The 16,805-nt window shown below is 71.8% G+C and carries 18 protein-coding genes; 5 read left to right on the top strand and 13 right to left on the bottom strand.

The window, feature by feature from the left end:
• Positions 1–11: 11 nt before the first annotated feature.
• Positions 12–1,202 (bottom strand): L-2-hydroxyglutarate oxidase, encoded by a 1,191-nt coding sequence (lhgO, locus tag AB0J42_RS31915; RefSeq protein WP_364301043.1) that lies wholly within the window; start codon positions 1,200–1,202, stop codon positions 12–14.
• Positions 1,203–1,296: 94 nt separating this feature from the next.
• Here lhgO and AB0J42_RS31910 point away from each other — a divergent pair, with 94 nt between their 5' ends.
• On the top strand, positions 1,297–1,659 hold the full coding sequence (locus tag AB0J42_RS31910) for a hypothetical protein (RefSeq protein ID WP_364301041.1): 363 nt from the start codon (positions 1,297–1,299) through the stop codon (positions 1,657–1,659).
• Between the two features lie 2 nt (positions 1,660–1,661).
• Here the strand turns inward: AB0J42_RS31910 and AB0J42_RS31905 are convergent, their stop codons facing one another.
• Positions 1,662–2,639, bottom strand: coding sequence for a hypothetical protein (locus tag AB0J42_RS31905; protein ID WP_364301039.1), 978 nt, complete (start codon positions 2,637–2,639; stop codon positions 1,662–1,664).
• Positions 2,640–2,683: 44 nt separating this feature from the next.
• Between AB0J42_RS31905 and AB0J42_RS31900 the strand changes: the two genes are divergently transcribed.
• The gene (locus tag AB0J42_RS31900; RefSeq protein WP_364301036.1) at positions 2,684–2,812 is read left to right on the top strand and encodes a hypothetical protein; all 129 of its coding nucleotides are present in this window, start codon (positions 2,684–2,686) and stop codon (positions 2,810–2,812) included.
• Between the two features lie 90 nt (positions 2,813–2,902).
• On the opposite strand, the gene AB0J42_RS31895 is transcribed toward AB0J42_RS31900, so the two are convergent.
• The 5 genes from AB0J42_RS31895 to AB0J42_RS31875 form a co-directional block, all read right to left on the bottom strand.
• Positions 2,903–3,802, bottom strand: coding sequence for a hypothetical protein (locus AB0J42_RS31895; RefSeq protein WP_364301034.1), 900 nt, complete (start codon positions 3,800–3,802; stop codon positions 2,903–2,905).
• Complete coding sequence (locus AB0J42_RS31890) at positions 3,799–4,347, bottom strand: sigma-70 family RNA polymerase sigma factor (protein ID WP_364301032.1); 549 nt, start codon at positions 4,345–4,347, stop codon at positions 3,799–3,801. The genes AB0J42_RS31895 and AB0J42_RS31890 overlap by 4 nt, the downstream gene beginning before the upstream one ends.
• Before the next feature lie 62 nt (positions 4,348–4,409).
• The gene (locus tag AB0J42_RS31885; RefSeq protein ID WP_364301030.1) at positions 4,410–4,808 is read right to left on the bottom strand and encodes a hypothetical protein; all 399 of its coding nucleotides are present in this window, start codon (positions 4,806–4,808) and stop codon (positions 4,410–4,412) included.
• Entirely contained in the window at positions 4,805–5,134 is a 330-nt protein-coding gene (locus AB0J42_RS31880; protein ID WP_364301028.1) for a hypothetical protein, read from the bottom strand. Before AB0J42_RS31880 ends, AB0J42_RS31885 begins: the two co-directional genes overlap by 4 nt.
• Before the next feature lie 27 nt (positions 5,135–5,161).
• On the bottom strand, positions 5,162–5,782 hold the full coding sequence (locus AB0J42_RS31875) for a hypothetical protein (protein WP_364301025.1): 621 nt from the start codon (positions 5,780–5,782) through the stop codon (positions 5,162–5,164).
• A 50-nt stretch (positions 5,783–5,832) separates the two neighbouring features.
• Here AB0J42_RS31875 and AB0J42_RS31870 point away from each other — a divergent pair, with 50 nt between their 5' ends.
• The gene (locus tag AB0J42_RS31870; RefSeq protein ID WP_364301023.1) at positions 5,833–6,801 is read left to right on the top strand and encodes an aldo/keto reductase; all 969 of its coding nucleotides are present in this window, start codon (positions 5,833–5,835) and stop codon (positions 6,799–6,801) included.
• A gap of 98 nt (positions 6,802–6,899) precedes the next feature.
• Here the strand turns inward: AB0J42_RS31870 and thpR are convergent, their stop codons facing one another.
• From thpR to AB0J42_RS31850, 4 genes are all read right to left on the bottom strand, one after another.
• Positions 6,900–7,457: an RNA 2',3'-cyclic phosphodiesterase gene (gene thpR / locus AB0J42_RS31865; protein WP_364301021.1), complete on the bottom strand. Its 558-nt coding sequence runs from the start codon at positions 7,455–7,457 to the stop codon at positions 6,900–6,902.
• Positions 7,458–7,476: 19 nt separating this feature from the next.
• Positions 7,477–8,709, bottom strand: a complete 1,233-nt coding sequence (locus AB0J42_RS31860; protein WP_364301019.1) for an MFS transporter — start codon at positions 8,707–8,709, stop codon at positions 7,477–7,479.
• Positions 8,710–8,732: 23 nt separating this feature from the next.
• Positions 8,733–9,161: a MarR family transcriptional regulator gene (locus AB0J42_RS31855; RefSeq protein WP_364301017.1), complete on the bottom strand. Its 429-nt coding sequence runs from the start codon at positions 9,159–9,161 to the stop codon at positions 8,733–8,735.
• Positions 9,162–9,303: 142 nt separating this feature from the next.
• Positions 9,304–10,746: an NCS2 family permease gene (locus tag AB0J42_RS31850; protein WP_364301015.1), complete on the bottom strand. Its 1,443-nt coding sequence runs from the start codon at positions 10,744–10,746 to the stop codon at positions 9,304–9,306.
• A gap of 84 nt (positions 10,747–10,830) precedes the next feature.
• Between AB0J42_RS31850 and AB0J42_RS31845 the strand changes: the two genes are divergently transcribed.
• Both AB0J42_RS31845 and AB0J42_RS31840 read left to right on the top strand, forming a co-directional pair.
• The gene (locus AB0J42_RS31845) at positions 10,831–11,043 is read left to right on the top strand and encodes a DUF2530 domain-containing protein (RefSeq protein WP_364301013.1); all 213 of its coding nucleotides are present in this window, start codon (positions 10,831–10,833) and stop codon (positions 11,041–11,043) included.
• A 93-nt stretch (positions 11,044–11,136) separates the two neighbouring features.
• Positions 11,137–12,639, top strand: a complete 1,503-nt coding sequence (locus tag AB0J42_RS31840; RefSeq protein ID WP_364301011.1) for an alpha/beta hydrolase — start codon at positions 11,137–11,139, stop codon at positions 12,637–12,639.
• 205 nt (positions 12,640–12,844) lie between these two features.
• Here the strand turns inward: AB0J42_RS31840 and AB0J42_RS31835 are convergent, their stop codons facing one another.
• Positions 12,845–15,874: a hypothetical protein gene (locus tag AB0J42_RS31835; protein ID WP_364301009.1), complete on the bottom strand. Its 3,030-nt coding sequence runs from the start codon at positions 15,872–15,874 to the stop codon at positions 12,845–12,847.
• Between the two features lie 115 nt (positions 15,875–15,989).
• On the bottom strand, positions 15,990–16,790 hold the full coding sequence (locus tag AB0J42_RS31830; protein WP_364301007.1) for a DUF3027 domain-containing protein: 801 nt from the start codon (positions 16,788–16,790) through the stop codon (positions 15,990–15,992).
• Positions 16,791–16,805: the final 15 nt, after the last annotated feature.

Here is a 16,805-nt window from a genome sequence, read left to right as displayed (position 1 = left end):
CAAGCATGCCCTCATCGGGAGAGTGCTGGGACAATTCCGGCAATGTGCTTGGCTATGGCCAGACTGGAGGTGGCCGCCGGAGAGGGCGCGTTCCGTACCAGGACGACGTTACCGTGGACGTCCACCGCGAAGTCGTCCACCAGCGAACCGTCCCGCGCCACCGCCTGCGCCCGCACCCCGCCCGGGGCCCGGCGCAGGTCATCGGCGGTGAGCTCGGGCACGTAGCGGCGGGCGGCCGCGGTGAAGGCGCTCTTGGCCAGCGAGCCGTAGACTTCCCGGACGCCGGTGCGCCAGTGGCGGCGGGCCATCCGGAGCGTGCCGGGCCAGGCGAGAATACGGTGAAAATCACGGAAATTCCGTCGGCTGTACCCCTCGTACGCGCCCGCCAGGACCGCGTTCGGCCCGACCAGGACCTCGCCGTCGACCCGCCGGGTGAGGTGCACGCCGAGGAACGGATAGCGCGGATCGGGCACCGGATAGATGAGCCCGCGCACCAGCTTCCGCGCCGCCCCGGCCAGCGCGTAGTACTCGCCGCGGAACGGCACCACCCGCACCTCCCCCGGCCGGCCCGCCATCGCGGCCACCGCGTCGGTGCCCAGCCCGGCGCAGACCACCAGCCGGTCGAAGGCGAACCGGCGCGTCCCGGCCACCACCTCCACCCCCCGGGACGTCTCCCGGATCCCCCTGACCGGATGCCGCACCCGTACCGAACCACCCAGCTCCGCCACGTCGAGCGCGAGCCGGCGCGCGACCGCGGGGAAGTCGGCGATCGCGGTGTGCGGCGAGTGGACCGCCGCCACGCCGACCGCGTGCGGCTCCACCTCGCGCAGCCCGAGCGCGTCCAGCTCGGTGATGCCGGGCACTCCGTTGGCCCTCGCCCGCTCGGCCAGCGCGGCCAGCCGGGGCCGCTCGGAGGCGGTGGCGGCCACCACCAGCTTGCCGACCTCCTCGTAAGGGAGCGCGTGCCGGGCGCAGTACTCCTTCAGCAGCGCCACGCCCTCCCGGCAGAGCCTGGCCTTGAGCGAGCCGGGCGGGTAGTAGATGCCCGCGTGCACGACGCCGCTGTTGTGGCCGGTCTGGTGGGCGCCGACCCGGCCCTCCTTCTCCAGCACGGTCACCTCGGCGCCCCTGGCCTCGGCCAGCTCGCGGGCGACGGCCAGGCCGACGATCCCGCCCCCCACGATTCCGATCTTCTCCGTCACGAGGCCAGTGTGCCTACTCCCGGAGCCCGGGCGCCATCGCGCGGCGCTCACCTCGGCATTCGGCCGCCAATCGAACGTGAGTACGATAGGGAGCATGTACGTCCCGCCCGAATGGCCCGCGGAGGTGCGCCCGCCGAGCGTGCCCGACTGGGAGCGGTCGGCCGTCGCCTGGCTCCTCGACGCGGTCCCGCCCGACTACCGGGCCTACCAGGTGCTGAGACGCCACCCGGTCGCGCTGGCCCGGATGGCCCGCCATCACGTCGACTCCGCGGTGGAGGCGGCCCGCGCCGGCTACCGGGGGGCGGCGGTCGAGCTCAAGGGCCACCTGCCGCCGCACGCGATCGAGGCGGTCCTCGACACCTACCGGCAGGAGGGCCCCCGCCTGGTCCGCCTGTCCCGCTCGATCGAGGCCGTCGAGCGCGCCCTGCGCGGCGACCTGTTCACCGCGCGCCGCTAGCCTCAGCGCGTGATGCGGGCCAGGAACACGATGCCGCCGATCGCCAGCGCCGCCGCGCCCAGCCAGATCAGCACGTTCAGCCCCGTCAGGCCCTGCGGCTCGGCGGCGGCCTCGGTGCGCTCCGGCTCCGGCCGCGCCGACGGCGTCGGCGTCTCCTGCGTAGGCAGCGGCACCCGGTAGACGGGGCTGCGCTCCCCCTCCGACCCGGTCAGCAGCGCCGTGCCGTCTCTGGTGTACGCGATGGACTCGGCCTGCTGGAGCTCCGGCATCCGCACCTTGGCGATCACCTCGCCGGACGGCTTGTAGAGGGTCGCGGAGAAGTACGTGCGGATCACGTACGACGACCCGTCGGGCGCGTAGGCGGCGTCGGTGGCCATGATCGGCGCGCTGCCGACCCGCCGCAGCGTGTTGATCCTGTCGGTACGGAGCTTCTTCGGCGCGGCGTAGACCGAGCCGACGAACTCCTTGGTCACCACGTAGAGCCGCCCGGTCCGGGGGTGGACCATGATGCCCTCGGCGTTCCTGGCCCCGTCGGCGTACCGGAAGCGGTAGCGGACGGCGGAGAGCGTGGCGTCGGCGAGCTTGCGCGGCTCCATCACCTTGTAGATGGAGATGTCCGGCCAGGCCCCGTCGAGGTTGTCGCCGATGTCGGCGAACCAGAGCACCCCGCGCCCGGTCTTGGGGTCCTTGACGGCCGCCATGGCCTCCCAGTCGCGCGCCTCGGCGTTCCCCAGCCGGAAGGTCGCCTTCGTCCGGCCGTCGCCGCCGACCGCGTAGAACACCGGCTCGGCCGAGCTGTCGTTGTGGGTGTAGTAGATGTCGTCGTGGGTGGGCGAGACGGCCAGGCCGCTGGACTCGGTGATGGCCGGATCGCGGAACCTGAACAGCAGCTCGGCGTCGTCGGCCGCGGCCGGCGACGGCGGCAGCAGAGCCAGCGCGGCCAGCGCCACCGCGAGCACCCTGATCAGCAGTCCCCCCACGCCCGCCATCATGCCCCACCGGCTTCTCAGGCGGAGTCCCTGGGATGCTCCGGCTGACTTCCTGGATAGCGGGCATCGGCCTCGGCTACCTCGTCCTGGTGCTGGTCGCCCTCACGGCCGCACACCTGGCCGGGTTAGGCTCGACAGTCCCGACGCCCCCGTGGTCTGGCTGATCACCGTCATCGCCGCCTAAGCCCTCGAACGGCGCGACAGCCGAGGCCCGGCGGAGGTCGCCCTCCGCCACCTGATCGGCAAGCCCGAGGTCACTCGCGAGGGCTGAGTGAGGATTGGTCGCACCGCTTCACGGTCTTGTCCTGGGCCGCCTCGGCCTCTTCCGGGGCCATCGCGGTGCTGCTCGTGACCACCGTCGCCAGGCCGGGAGCGTACATGTAGCCGCCGATCACATGCCAGGAGCCGGGCACCGACGCGACCGTCTCGCCGTCGCGGTCATCGCCGGGGTCCTCGATGACGAACTTCCCGATGTTCACCTCACGCTCCCGCAGCAGCGCCCGCATCTCTCCGACGGTCTTGTTGACGTGGGGGACGCAGTGCAGGGGCTCGCCCTTGGCGTCGATCGAGGTGATGCTCATGTACTCCTCCCCGGGCCTGGCCTTGCGGCCGACGGTCACGTCGGCCGTGCCCTGGAAGCCGACCGGGATCTTCACGCCGATGGCGCAGCCGTCGAGCCGGTCGCACGGGCCGGGCGGGTAGATTCCCTTGATATCGGTGAGGTACTTCTTGTCCGGGCCGGTGGGCTGAACCTGCCCCTCGAAGGCGGCGGTGGCCGGCACCACGCGCAGGCTGATGTCCAGCCCGGCAGCACGCAGTTGCGCCTCGTACTTGCCGGGGTCGGCGTACAGGTCGTTGATCTTGATGACGTGGTAGCCGGCCTCGCGCTTGATGTCGAGGGCCTGCGCCACCGCCGGTCCGGTGCCCGAGGGGACCACCGAGTTCAGGGCGACGACCGTGACACCGGCCAGGGCGATCGTGGACACCGCGGTACGCAGCCGCGGCAGCGTCACCCGGCGCCGGGCCGCCGGAGCGGGCGAGGTGGCCATGATCTGGTGCATCAGGTCGCGCGCGCCCTCACCGGGGGCGGGGGCGGGCTCGGGAGCGAGCCGGGCGACGATCGCGTCGATGTCGGTGGTGCTGGTGGAGGTCATCGCTGTCCTTCCGCGAGGGCGACGGCGCGCCCGCCGTACGTGGTCAGGTCGAGGTCGGCGGCGGCCAGTTCGCGGGCCAGCCGCTTGCGTGCGCGGTGCAGGCGGAGGCGCACGGCTCCGCGCGACGTGCCGAGCACGGTCACGATCTCGGCGATCTTCAGCCCCTCCCAGCCGACCAGCGCGAGCAGTTCCCGGTCGTCGCTGGAGAGGCGCCGGAACGCCTGGTGGGCCGCGTCCCCGGTGTGGTCGGTATCGGAGGCGGCCCAGGTGGCGGCCTCGTGGCGGAGCCTGGCGGCCAGGGCGGAGCGGCGCTCCTGCGCCCGGTGGTGGTTGGCCAGGACCCGCCGGGCCGTGCCGTACAGCCAGAGCCTGGCCTCGTCGCCCGGCGGCACCTCGGGAAGGCGGCGCCAGGCGGCGGTGAACGTCTCCGCGATCACATCGGCGATGTCGTCGGGAGAGTCGGTCCGCCGTTTCACATAGGTGGCGATGGCCTGGTAGTGATCCAGATAGAGCGCCTCGAAGCGCTGCTCGGGATCAGGAGGCACTTTTCGAGTGGTGAACACACCCCAGCAGATGTCCGGATAAGTCGTTTCGTTTCACCCGATACTCACAAGCGCCCGAGTCTCGTCTCCGACCCGCCGCAGACCGGGCAGACGACGAGGGGCGCGTCCGCGCAGAGCAGCGTCTCACACACCGCGCACCGCCCTTCGAACGCCAACCGCCCACGCTTCTTGCGCTCCCCCAGCACGCGAGCCACCGCCCGGTGCCGCCACGCGGGAGCCTTCCGCTTCGGGGCGGGGCCGGGCACCGCGAGGAACAACCGCGCCTCGCCGCGCGCCGAGTGCCCGTACGGGAAACGCCCGGCCAGCACCTCGGCCAGCACGTCCCGCAACCGGTCATCGGGCAGGGCCAGCAGGTGCGGCAGAAGCCGGTCGACGGTGGCACGCGAGACGGCGTCGCGCAGCTCGCGCAGGGCAGGCTCCCCCTCCGGAGTCTCTTCGCTCATGTCAGGTACGCCGGCTCGCCGCAGAGCGGGCAGCGCACGTGCTTGCGGCTGCTTGCCAAGGACACCTGGCATCCCGCGCAGGAGCCGTGCTGGACCAGTCCCCAGTCGACATCGAGCGGGTCGTCGTAGTGCTCGGGGTCCGGGTGGGCGACGGCGGTGTAATCGGTCCGGCCGCTCCACTGCCCGCTGACCGGGTCACGCTCGCGGGAGGACACGGCCATGAAGTAGCGCTCCTCGCCCCGCTGCTCGAAGACCTGCCGCAGCAGGTACATGAGCCACTCGTCCGGCAGCGACCGCAGGTGCGTGACAAGCTCGTACGGGGACATATCCCGATGATCCCAGCCACCGGGGGCCTATACCCCGGTAACGACACCGACCCGGGCACTGTGCCGATGAAACCCCGTGCCCTGGAGGAGGGCGAGCAGCCCGTTCCCGGCCAGCACTGCGGCCCAGAGTCCGGTGACACCCCAGGTCGCGGCCACGGGGACGGCGGCCAGGGCGAGCAGCCCGTACCCGGTGGCGAAATACGCCAGGCTCGCCCCCGTACGCTTCAGCCCCGTCAGCCCGAACCCCTGCACGGCCTGGACGGCGTCGGCCAGCGCGGCGAGCAGCATCAGCGGCAGGAGCGCCAGCGCCACGGCCCGCACGGCGGGATCGCCGGTGAACAGCCCCAGCACCGGGCCGCCCAGCGTCAGCAGCGCCAGCGCGAACAGGCTCAGCCAGCGCGCGTCCCGCAGCACCGGCAGCACCGCGTCCGGATCGTCGCGGTGCGGGGCGACGAACGGCGCGAGCCCGCGTAACGCGCCCGCGACGGCGGTGGCGGCCGGGCTGAGCACGGCGGTCATGACGGCGAAGGCGGCCAGGGTGACGGTGGCGTGCCGGCCGAGCATCGCGGTGACCACCAGCGACCCGAGCAGGGTGGTGACCATGGACAGGAACAACGGCGCGGAGGCGCGCACCAGCCCCGAGAACACGATGTCGACCCTATGGCCTGGAGCACACTCCAGGTCCTTAGTGTGAATCCATGGACTATGTGCACCTCGGACGCAGTGGCCTCGAAGTCAGCCCTCTCTGCCTCGGCACGATGAACTTCGGCCCGCACACGTCGGAAGAAGACTCTTTCGCGATCATGGACAGGGCCCACGAACTCGGTCTCAACTTCTTCGACACGGCCGACGTCTACGGCTGGAAGAAAGGCGAGGGCCTCACCGAGAACATCATCGGCCGGTGGTTCGCGCAGGGAGGCGGCCGGCGCGAGAGGACGGTCATCGCCACCAAGGTCTACGGCGACATGGGCGACTGGCCCAACGAGCGCAGGCTGTCGGCGCTGCACATCCGCCGCGCCTGCGACGCCTCGCTCAAGCGGATGCAGACCGACTACATCGACATCTACCAGGCGCACCACATCGACCGGAACACGCCGTTCGACGAGTTCTGGGAGGCGATGGAGGTGCTGCGCCAGCAGGGCAAGATCCTGTACGTGGGATCGTCGAACTTCGCCGGCTGGCACATCGCCAAGGCGCAGGAGTCGGCGGCCCGGCGCGGCTTCTTCGGCCTGGTCAGCGAGCAGAGCCACTACAACCTGCTGACCAGGACGGTGGAGCTGGAGGTGCTGCCCGCCTGCCAGGACTACGGCCTGGGCGTCATCCCCTGGAGTCCGCTCGCGGGCGGCCTGCTGGGCGGCGTGCTCCGTAAGATCGACAAGGGCCGCTCGGCGTCCGACCGCATGCTCACGGAGCTGGAGAAGCACCGCGACAAGATCGAGCGGTACGAGAAGCTCTGCGACGAGCTGGGCGAGGACCCCGCGCACGTCGGGCTGGCCTGGCTGCTCAAGCAGCCGGCGGTCACCGCGCCGATCATCGGCCCGCGCACGCTGGAGCAGCTCGACGGCACCATGCGCACCCTGGAGATCAAGCTGGACGACGAGGCGCTGGCCAAGCTGGACGAGATCTTCCCGGGCCGCCGCACCGCGCCGGAGGACTACGCCTGGTAGGGGGTCAGGTCACCAGCGCGCCGACGATCACGATGAGCATGAGCAGGCCGAGCACCAGCGGCAACAGCCACGAACGAGGACGGTCCACGCCCTGGAGCCTAGCCCGGCTCGGCGGGTGCGAGCGCCCAGGAGCCGAGTGACTCGTACCTCACCCGCGGCCCCGGCTCGCTCTTGAACAGCTCGATCGTCTCCGCCCGCCAAGGCGAGCCGGTGAACCCGGCCAGCGCGTCGACCAGCGGGCGCAGGTCGGTCTCGGCCTTGGCCCTGGCGAGCGTCAGGTGGGCGTGGAAGCGCTTCTCGTCGGTGTGCGCGGCGCCTGCCCGGCGGCCGGCGGCCCTCACGGAGTCGGCCAGCCGGGCCATCGAGTCGCCCGACAGGCCCGCCCAGAACACCCGCGCCCGCCGCACGGACGAGAACGCGCCGAACCCCGTGAACGCCAGGGCCGGGACGGGGTGGCGGCGGGCGGCGCGGCCCAGGCGGGCGCACAGATCAGGTAGCGCCCGCTCGGGCACCTCGCCGAAGAAGGCCAGCGTGACGTGCCAGGTGGCGCGCTCCGGCCAGCGCAGCCCCGGGACCTGCCCGGCGTACGGGGCGATCGCGCGTTCGAGCTCGTCCAGCACCTCGTCGGGCGGCACCACCGCCGCGAACAGCCTCATGCCCCCAGTCTGTCGCGACTCAGACGGTGGCCGGAACGGGCCTGCGCCGCCGCGCCACCCGGCCGGTTATCAGCCTGGTGACCAGGACGGCCAGCGCCGTGCCCGCGAGCACGAACACGCCGGTGAGGACCGCGCCCGCTCTCGGCCCGCCGATCTCCGACAGCCAGCCCACCAGGGACGCCCCGATGGGCGCGCCGCCGACGAAGACCAGCACGTAGATCCCCATGACGCGGCCGCGCATCTCCGCCGAGGTGGCGAGCTGGACGGCGGCGTTCGCCGCGGTGTTGACCGTGATCAGCGCGATGCCCGCGGGCACCAGCAGCGCCAGGTAGACGAAGTAGGACGGCGCCAGCCCCGCCACGACCTGGAACAGCCCGAACCCGATCGCCCCGGCGAACAGCGTCCGGCGAGAGATCGAGACCCGCCGCGCGGCCAGCAGCCCTCCGGCGAGCGCGCCGACGGCGAACATGCTGGAGGCCAGTCCGAACGAGCTCGCCCCCGCCTTGAACTCCTCGCGGGCCATCAGCGCGATCGACATGGAGAACGCCTGCGAGAACATCGACACGAAGGCGATCAGCAGGATCGGCATCAGCAGCTTCTCGTGGCGTGCCACGTACTTCAGGCCCTCGCGGAGCTGCCCCTTGGCCCGGGGCACCGGGTCGGACGGATACAGCTCCGACTTGCGCATGAACACCAGGCTGGAGATGACCGCCGCGAACGTGGCCGCGTTGATCAGGAACAGCGGGCCGGTGCCGCCGAGCACGTAGATGAGCATGCCGGCGACGGCCGGGCCGACGACCCTGGCCAGGTTGAAGCTGGAGCTGTTGAGCGCGATCGCGTTGGGCAGGTCGTCACGGCCGACCATCTCGACCACGAACGCCTGCCGGGTCGGCACCTCGACACAGGAGATCATGCCGAGCGTGAAGGCCATCACGTAGACGTGCCACACCTGGGCGGCACCGGTCACCGTGAGCACGCCGATCGCCAGGGCCAGCGTGGCCATCAGGGTCTGCGCGGTGATCAGCAGCGGGCGCTTCGGGTAGCGGTCGGCCAGCACCCCGCCGAACATGCCGAACAGCAGCATCGGCAGGAACTGCAGCGCGGTCGCGGTGCCGAGGGCAGCCGCGCTGCCGTTGGTCAGGTCGAGGATCAGCCAGTCCTGGGCGGTGCGCTGCAGCCAGGTTCCGACGTTGGAGACCGCGCCGCCGATGGCGAACATGCGGTAGTTGCGGATCTTGAGCGACCGGAACATCCCGGCCTTGGGTTCGTCGGGCTCTAGATCCGGCTGAGCTTCTCCAGAATCGGAGCCGCCTGACGGAGAATCGTCCGCTCCGCCGGCGACAGTTCCTTGAGCTGCCGGGTCAGCCACGCTTCCTTGCGCGCCCGCTCCTCTTTCAGGAGCTTCTTGGCGGCCTCGGTCACGGTCACGGTCACCTGGCGCCGGTCGGTCGGGTGGGGGCTGCGCGAGACCAGTCCGCGTTCCTCCAGCGCGGCGATCACGCGCGTCATCGAGGGCGGCTGCACCTTTTCGAGCTCGGCCAGTTCGCCAGGGGTTATCCCACCGTGCCGATCCACGGCGGCGAGGGTCGCGAACTGCGTCGGGGTCAGCGAGTGAACCGCCGCCTGTCTTCGCAGCCGCCTGTTGAGCCTGGCCAAGGAGACGCGCAGCGCCGAAGCCAGACCCGCGTCGCTTCGCAGGTCCATCTGATACTGAGTTCTTGTTAGCACGAGTCATTACCTTTGCTAACTATAGCCAGTGGCAAAGAATTTCCAAACCGGCTGTCGTCTCACCTGGTGATACCCGACGGGCCGCCGTCCTCGCGGACGACGGCCCGTACCGGGATTGTCAGAGCCCGAGCATGACCCTGATCGGGCCGAGCGCGAAGTAGAGCACGAACAGCGCCGCGACCGCCCACATCAGCGGGTGGATCTCCCGCGCCTTGCCGCGGACGACCTTGATGAGCACGTACGCGACGAAACCGGCGCCGATACCGTTCGAGATCGAGTACGTGAACGGCATGAGCACGATGGTGAGGAACGCCGGGATGGCGATCTCGTAGTCGTTCCAGTCGATCTCCCGGATCGAGGTCATCATCAGGAAGCCGACCACCACCAGGGCGGGCGCCGCCGCCTCGTACGGCACGATCGTCACGAGCGGCGCGAAGAAGACCGCCACCAGGAACAGCGCACCGGTCACCACGCTGGCCAGGCCCGTCCGCGCGCCCTCCCCCACGCCGGCGGCCGATTCGACGTAGGTGGTGTTGGACGAGACCGAGCCCGCGCCGCCGACGACGGCGCCGAGCGAGTCGACGAGCAGGATCTCCCGGGTACGCGGCAGCGTCCCGTCCTCCTTGACCAGGTTCGCCTGGCGGCCGACGCCCACGATCGTGCCCATCGTGTCGAAGAAGTCGGTGATGAGCAGCGTGAACACGAACAGCGTGGCGAGCAGCAGCCCGGCCGAGCTGAAGGCGCCGAACGGGTCGAACTCGGTGAACAGCACGAGCGGGTTGTGGAAGCCGAAGATCTCAGTGGGCCAGGCGGGGACGTTGAGCTGCCAGCCGCCCGGGTTCTCCTCCGAGGCGGCGCCGGATCCGGTGAGCGCCTCGACGACGATCCCCAGCAGGGTGGTGCCGACGATGCCGACCAGGATGGCGCCCTTGACCTTGCGCGCCACCATGGCGGCGGTGGCGAGCAGGCCGACGACGAACACGAAGATCGGCCAGGAGGCCAGGTTGCCCCCGATGCCCATCTCCAGCGGCGCGCCCGCGGCCACCCGGCGCACGAAGCCGGCGTCCACGAAGCCGATCAGCGCGATGAACAGGCCGATGCCCACGCTGATCGCGGTCTTGAGCTGGGACGGGATCGCCCGGAAGACCGCCACCCGGAGCCCTGTCAGCACCAGGATGCCGATCACGATGCCCTCCAGGAAGATCAGGCCCATGGCCTCTTCCCAGGTCATCAGCGGCGCGATGTTGAACGTCACGAAGGCGTTCAGGCCGAGCCCGGCCGCCAGCGCGAACGGCACCCGGGCGACCACGCCCATCAGGATGGTCAGGAGCCCGGCCACGAACGCCGTGCCGGCGGCGACCAGCGCCACCTTGGGCTCGGTGCCGTCGCCGATCACCTCGCCCTGGATGTCCTTACCGTGGGCGATGATGATCGGGTTCAGCACCACGATGTACGCCATGGTGAAGAACGTGGCCAGGCCGCCGCGCACCTCGCGCGAGATGGTCGAGCCGCGTTCGGTGATGGAGAAAAACCGATCTATAGCGGTACGAGAGTCATTCACGTGGCGAACTGTGACACTTCGTGATGATTTGTCAAAAGTGCTGGTAACCGTATCGAGATGGGATTGGAAGCTAGGCTGGATGCTGTGACGCAGCAGTGGCACCCCGACCCCGAGCCGATCAAGACCAACGACACCGCCGCCGTCGCCGTCGGCACCGGTCTGTGGGCGCTCGCCCTGATCGCCCTCCTGATCTTCCCGCCCGCCCCGGAGAACTCCTGGTGGATCTGGACCTGCCTGACCGGCGTGGGCTTCGGCCTCATCGGCCTGCTGGTCGTCCGGCGGCAGCAGCGCACCTGACATCTGTCATCTTCCGGATTTCACGGAAGTCACCTCTAACTGCTGTTTCCTTCCACTATCTGGCCGGACGCCCGCTCTCCCATGCTTGAGGACATGAAGAAGACCCTGTTCACCTCTCTCGTGCTCGCCCTGGCGGTGACCGGCTGCGCCGGAGCCGAACAGCCGGCGGCAGAGCTGACCGGGGGGCCGACCGGGGGGCCGAGCGCGGAGCCGGCCGCGACCGACACCGGAGCGGTGGCCTGGGCCGCGTGCACCGACCTCATCGGCCCCGACGGCAACACCATGCCCCCCGACCCCGCCCTCGAATGCGGCACCCTCACCGTGCCGCTCGACTACGACCAACCGGACGGCGAGACCATCGACCTCGCGCTCATCCGGATCCAGGCCGCCGGCGACCGGATCGGCTCGCTCGTGTTCAACTTCGGCGGGCCCGGAGGGTCCGGCGTCGACACGCTGGGACGTGCCCGGCAGGCCTTCGCCGGCCTCGGCGGCAGCTACGACCTGGTCAGCTTCGACCCGCGCGGCGTCGACAGGAGCGCGGGCGTCAAGTGCGGCGGCAAGGTCGAGGAAATGCTCTCGATGGCCTCCGGCGAAGACCCCGACAAGGTCTCCCGCGAGTTCGCCGCCGCCTGCGAGAAGGACTCGGGCAAGGTCCTCCCGCACGTCGGCACCCTCGACGCCGCCCAGGACCTCGACCGCATCCGCGACGCCCTCGGCGACGACAAGCTCAACTACTTCGGGCTCTCCTACGGCACCCACCTCGGCTCGGTGTACGCCACCAAGTTCCCCGACAAGGTCGGCCGGTTCGTCCTCGACGCCGCCTACGACCCGAACGTCACCTTCGAAGAGCGGGCGCTCACCCAGGTCAAGGGCTTCGCCGACGCCTTCGACGCGTTCGCCGAGAACTGCGTCGCCCAGGGCTGCGACCTCGGCAAGACCCCCGACGCGGTCCGCGACACGGTCGAGAAGCTCCTCGACGGCCTGCAGTCCAAGCCACTCAAGGTCGGCGACCGGCAGCTCACCAACGGCCTGGCCCAGTTCGCCGTGATCACCCCGCTGTACGCCAAGGCCACCTGGCCGCTGCTGGAGCAGGGCGTCGCGGCCGCGGTCAAGGGCGACGGCACCGTCCTGCTCTCCCTGGCCGACACCTACACCGGCCGCCGCGCGGACGGCACCTACTCGACCGCCATGGCCAGCCAGCAGGCCATCACCTGCGCCGACACCGCCGAGCGCCCCTCGGCCGCCGACACCGCCGCGCTCAACGAGAAGATCAAGAAGATCTTCCCGATGCTGGCCGCCGAGGACGTCTCCACCGCCTGCGCCCACTGGCCCGCCGAGGGCGACGACCAGGCCAAGCACATCGACGCCACCGGCTCCGACCCCATCGTCGTCATCGGCGGCAAGGGCGACCCCGCCACCCCCTACGAGTGGGCGGAGTCGCTGACGGCGCGGCTCAAGACCGGTGTCCTGGTCACGTACGAGGGTGAGGGGCACGGCGCCTACCTGAGCGGCAGCGCGTGCGTCATGCGCATGGTGGACGCCTACCTCCTCAAGGGCACGCTCCCCGAGTCGGGCGCGAGCTGCCCCGCGGCGTGATGTCGCTTTCCGTCCGAATCGTCCTCGGGTCTTCCTCTTAAGAGCTGAAAGCCTTTTGGGGAAACCCCTCGGGCCCGGGCGCCGTTAGCAAGCCTTCGGCCTGCCCGACCCGCCGTAGTTCCGGAGAACAGGGTCCGTAGCGGGCGTGTGTCCGGTCGCCACACGCCCGCCGTTCAGGACCTCAAGACAGACCCGCCTTCAGCCCTCAGGTCAGGTCCGCTTCGGCCAGGAGGAGGGGGACCGCCGACGGGTCGTGGAGCATGGCGGCGACCGCCAGCCGGTCGTTCCACTGGCCGGTGGCCCAGGCCAGACCGCGGGCCAGCCCGTCGAGGCCGGTGCAGTGGACGGCCCCCTCGTAGAAGCGCCACGCGCACGGCACCCCGTCGACCAGCAGCTTCTCGTGCTCGACGTAGGTCTCGGGAGCGGTCGGGAGGAGAGAACGCACCTGGGGCGGCACCTGCCGGACCTCGCCGGAGGTGGTGACGTCGCCCGCGGCCACCTCGCCGGCGAGCGGCAGGTCGAGCAGCTCCGACAGCGCCTCCGCCAGGTCGTACGGGGCGAGCACCAGCGGCCGGTCGGTGACCAGCTGCAGCAGGTCGGGCGCCTCCACCACGACGACGTCCTCGGCGTCGGCCACCACGATGTCGCCGCCGAGCACGGCCCGCACCCGGGACGGCGGCGCCACCCGCTCCGGGTCGACCGCCGCCAGCGCCATCCACAGCGCCCGCAGCTGGGCCCGGTCGACCTCGATCGACTCGTCGGCCATGAGGTCGAGCAGTTCCTCCGGCCCGCCGTGGGAGTCGAGCAGCTCGGTGAGCGTGCTGCGCACGCCCAGCATCGCCAGCGCCCCCTCGTCGAGCCCTTCCGGCGCGTCCTCGTACAGGCCCTGCAGCAGCGGGTCGGCGCCCGGCAGCCGCAGCTCCAGCGGCCGGCGCCCGCCCAGCACCGGGTGGTGGGACAGCCACCAGGCGGTGTAGGAGGGCACCTCGACGCCCTCGATCCGCAGCGGGTGGAGCGCGGCCCGCAGCGGCGGCCGGGTCAGCAGCCGCAGCGCCGCCGGCCAGTCGGCGACCAGCTCCAGGTCGCGCACCGCGGTGAACTCGGGCACCACCGGCGGCACGTCCAGGTCGGGCAGCAGGTCGAGCACGTAGTCGAGCCAGTCTTCCTCGCCGTCGAGGTCGTGGTCGCACTCGTCACGGTCGAGCAGCACGTCGGAGTCGTGCACGACGGCGAACCCGTCGAGCACGCCGACCGCCTCCAGCACCCGCGGCCCGTACGTCTCTTCCAGCTCGCGCGCGGCCACCCCGAGATGGGTGTCGGGCTCCAGCAGCCCCGCCAGCGCCCCGTCGGCCAGCATCAGCTCACCCGCCGGGTAGAGCTCGCCGTCGGCGCCCGGCAGCGCCAGCTCGGCCAGCCAGGGCGCCTCGCCCGGCGCCAGCCCGGCCGCCTGGACCAGGGAGAGCACGGCGCGGGCGACCGGCTCGGGGTCGGGGCTGTCGAGCGACTGGGCGACGGCGGTCCTGGTGGTCGGGTCCTCCAGGATGGTGCGCGGGGTGGCCTCGGCGGCGCCCAGCCGCAGCAGCGCCGGGTGGGCGGCCTCCGGATGCACGATGCGCAGCCCCAGCGGCGTCAGGTCGAGCCCGGACCCGCCGTCGGTCATGATCAGCGTGCCGCGCGGGCCGCGCACCAGCCGCCCGTCGGCCAGCGGCACCGGCAGCGCCCCCAGCGACTCGGGATCGTCGGCGGGCAGCACCTCGTACAGCGAGCGCCACCACGACGGCTCGCGCCCCTCCACCGCCTCTCCCGACAGCAGGTCGACCACCTCGGACAGCTCGACCCTGCGCACGCCCAGCGAGGCCATCGCGGGGTGGCGGGACGGCCAGCCGGCGGGCAGCAGCCCGGGGACGAACGCGGCGACCGCGCCGAGCAGCTCGCTCGACCCGGACACCACGGCGGCCTCGCGGCCCGCGACCACCCAGCCGTCCTCCCCCGGCTCCTGCGGCGGATGCTCGACCCGCCATTCGGCGTCGGGCTCGTAGACCTCGGCGTCGGCGAACGAGGGCGTCTGCACGGCGGGCGCGGGCGCCGACAGCGCGGGCAGCAGCGGCGTGTCAGGCAGCCGCTCCAGGATGGCGCGCCGGACGCGCGCGTCGAGCTCGCCCTTCCCCATGTACGAGGGGACCAGGTCGAGCAGCTTGGGCGTGCGCGGCAGCTCCTTCAGCAGCCGGATGTAGGCGTCGGCGGCCCGATCCACCAGGAAGTCGGCGAGCGGCCCCTTGGCCGCGTGGCGGCGGTCGGTGGCCATCGGGAACGACGCGATGAGCAGCGCGGGCAGGTCGACGGGCTCGTCGCTGGGCGTCGGGGCGTGCACGACCGGCGGCACCGCGCCGGGCAGCGGCCCCGGCTCGCCGGTCTCGGTCACCGGGACCGCCCAGCGGACCGACCAGTAGGGGCGGGCCCGCTCCTCGGTGGGCCGGTCGGCGAACAGCTCGGCCACCTGCTCGTTGGAGAACCGCCCGGACTCGGAGACGACGTGCCAGCCGTCGTCGGTGACCGTGCGGGTCTCGCCCTCGACGTCGATCTCGATCGCGGTCAGCGCGGGCATGCCCAGCGGCAGCGCCGGGCTCGTCTCGTCGAGCAGGCGCCGGACGACCCGGACCGTCTCCTCGTCCTTCAGCGGGAGCCGCACCACGGTGTCGAAACCCTCGGGCACGTCGAGCGGCTCGGACGCGAACGGCAGCCGCAGCAGCGGCACGTGACCGGAGCGGGCGGCCAGCTCGTCCGCGAGCTCCGGCACGGCGGCGACCAGCTCGGCCGTCTCCGCCCGCGACCAGCGCACCGAGGCGGAGTCGCGCGAGCCGATGGCCGGCTCGTCGGAGAGCGTCACCACCGCCGCGAACCCGACGCCGAACCGGCCCGCGGTGCCCGTCTCGTCGCGCTTGCCGGACACCCGGAGCGTGGCCAGGCTCTCCACGCCGGTCGCGTCGAGCGGCGCGCCGGTGTTGGCGGCCGTCAGCACGGACCCGCGCAGCGTCAGCCTCAGCACCCCGGGCACGCCCGCGCGCAGCGCCGCGTCCGCGGCGTTCTGCGCCAGCTCCACGATCAGCCGGTCGTGGTAGCCGCCGAGCGCGAAGTCCTCCTCGGCGTTGGCGTCCTCACGGAACCTGGCGGGCGACGCCGTCCACGCGGCGAGCACGGCGGCTCGCATGCGGTCGGTGCCAAAGGTGTCGGTCATCGGTCACGATCCTGGGGTCGAACGGTACGGGGGCCACCGTAGGTTAGCGGCCCGCACCGTCAGGAACGGCACCGTCGGGAACCGCACCGGCGGAGGCCCCACGGTCAGGAACGCGTCAGGAATGCCCCAGCTCCTCGGAGTCGGCCTCCCCGACCGAGCCGGCCTCCTCCTCCATCAGGTCGAAGCCCAGGTCGTCGAGGATGGGCACGGCCTGCTCGACCGGTGGCGGCAGCACCGCGGCCTCCGAGTGCGCGCCGCACCCGTGGTCGGCGGAGACCACCTTGCCGTCGTCGGGCGCGTACTCGTTAGTGCAGACTCCGAACATCTGCCGGAGCCCACCCGACAGCAGCCAGTAGAAGCCGCAGGTGGAGCACTGCGCGGGAGCGGCGTGTGCGATCGGCGTGTGCGGCCCGTGCTCGCCGGAGTGCCAGCGTTTGGCCGTCCGGTCTCTGCCGATGGCCGAGAGCACACGGGCCCGGCCCAGGCCGTACTCGAAAATCGTCTGCCGCTCCACCTCGTCGTCGGTCTCGACGAACCCCGGCACCAGCCGGTCGTCGTCCTCCGGGGTGGGCAGCAGGTCGCCGACGCCCAGGTCGCCGGGGCGCAGGCGTTCGCTCCAGGGCAGCCACTCGGGAGCGAGCAGCGCGCCGGGGCCTGGCAGCAGGACCGCCTCGCTGACCGTCACCTTCCGTGCCCGCGACGCCCGCACGACGGTGACGGCCCACCGCCAGCCGCGGTAGGCGCGGTCCTGACAGGCGAAGTAGTGGGTGACGACCCGGTCACCCTCGCTCTCGTAACCCAGGTGCTCGCCGGGCTCGCCCGGCCGCGCCAGCTCCTCGGCTGCCTCGCGAGCCAGGTCTACGGCTTCGGCGCATGCCTTGTCGGGAGCTGCGGAGCGGGTCCTGGCACGGCTCATCGGCCTGCCTCCGCC

It is taken from the genome of Nonomuraea sp. NPDC049649 (genome assembly GCF_040675175.1).
Taxonomy (GTDB): Bacteria; Actinomycetota; Actinomycetes; order Streptosporangiales; family Streptosporangiaceae; genus Nonomuraea.
This window is presented reverse-complemented; position numbering and strand designations above follow the sequence as displayed.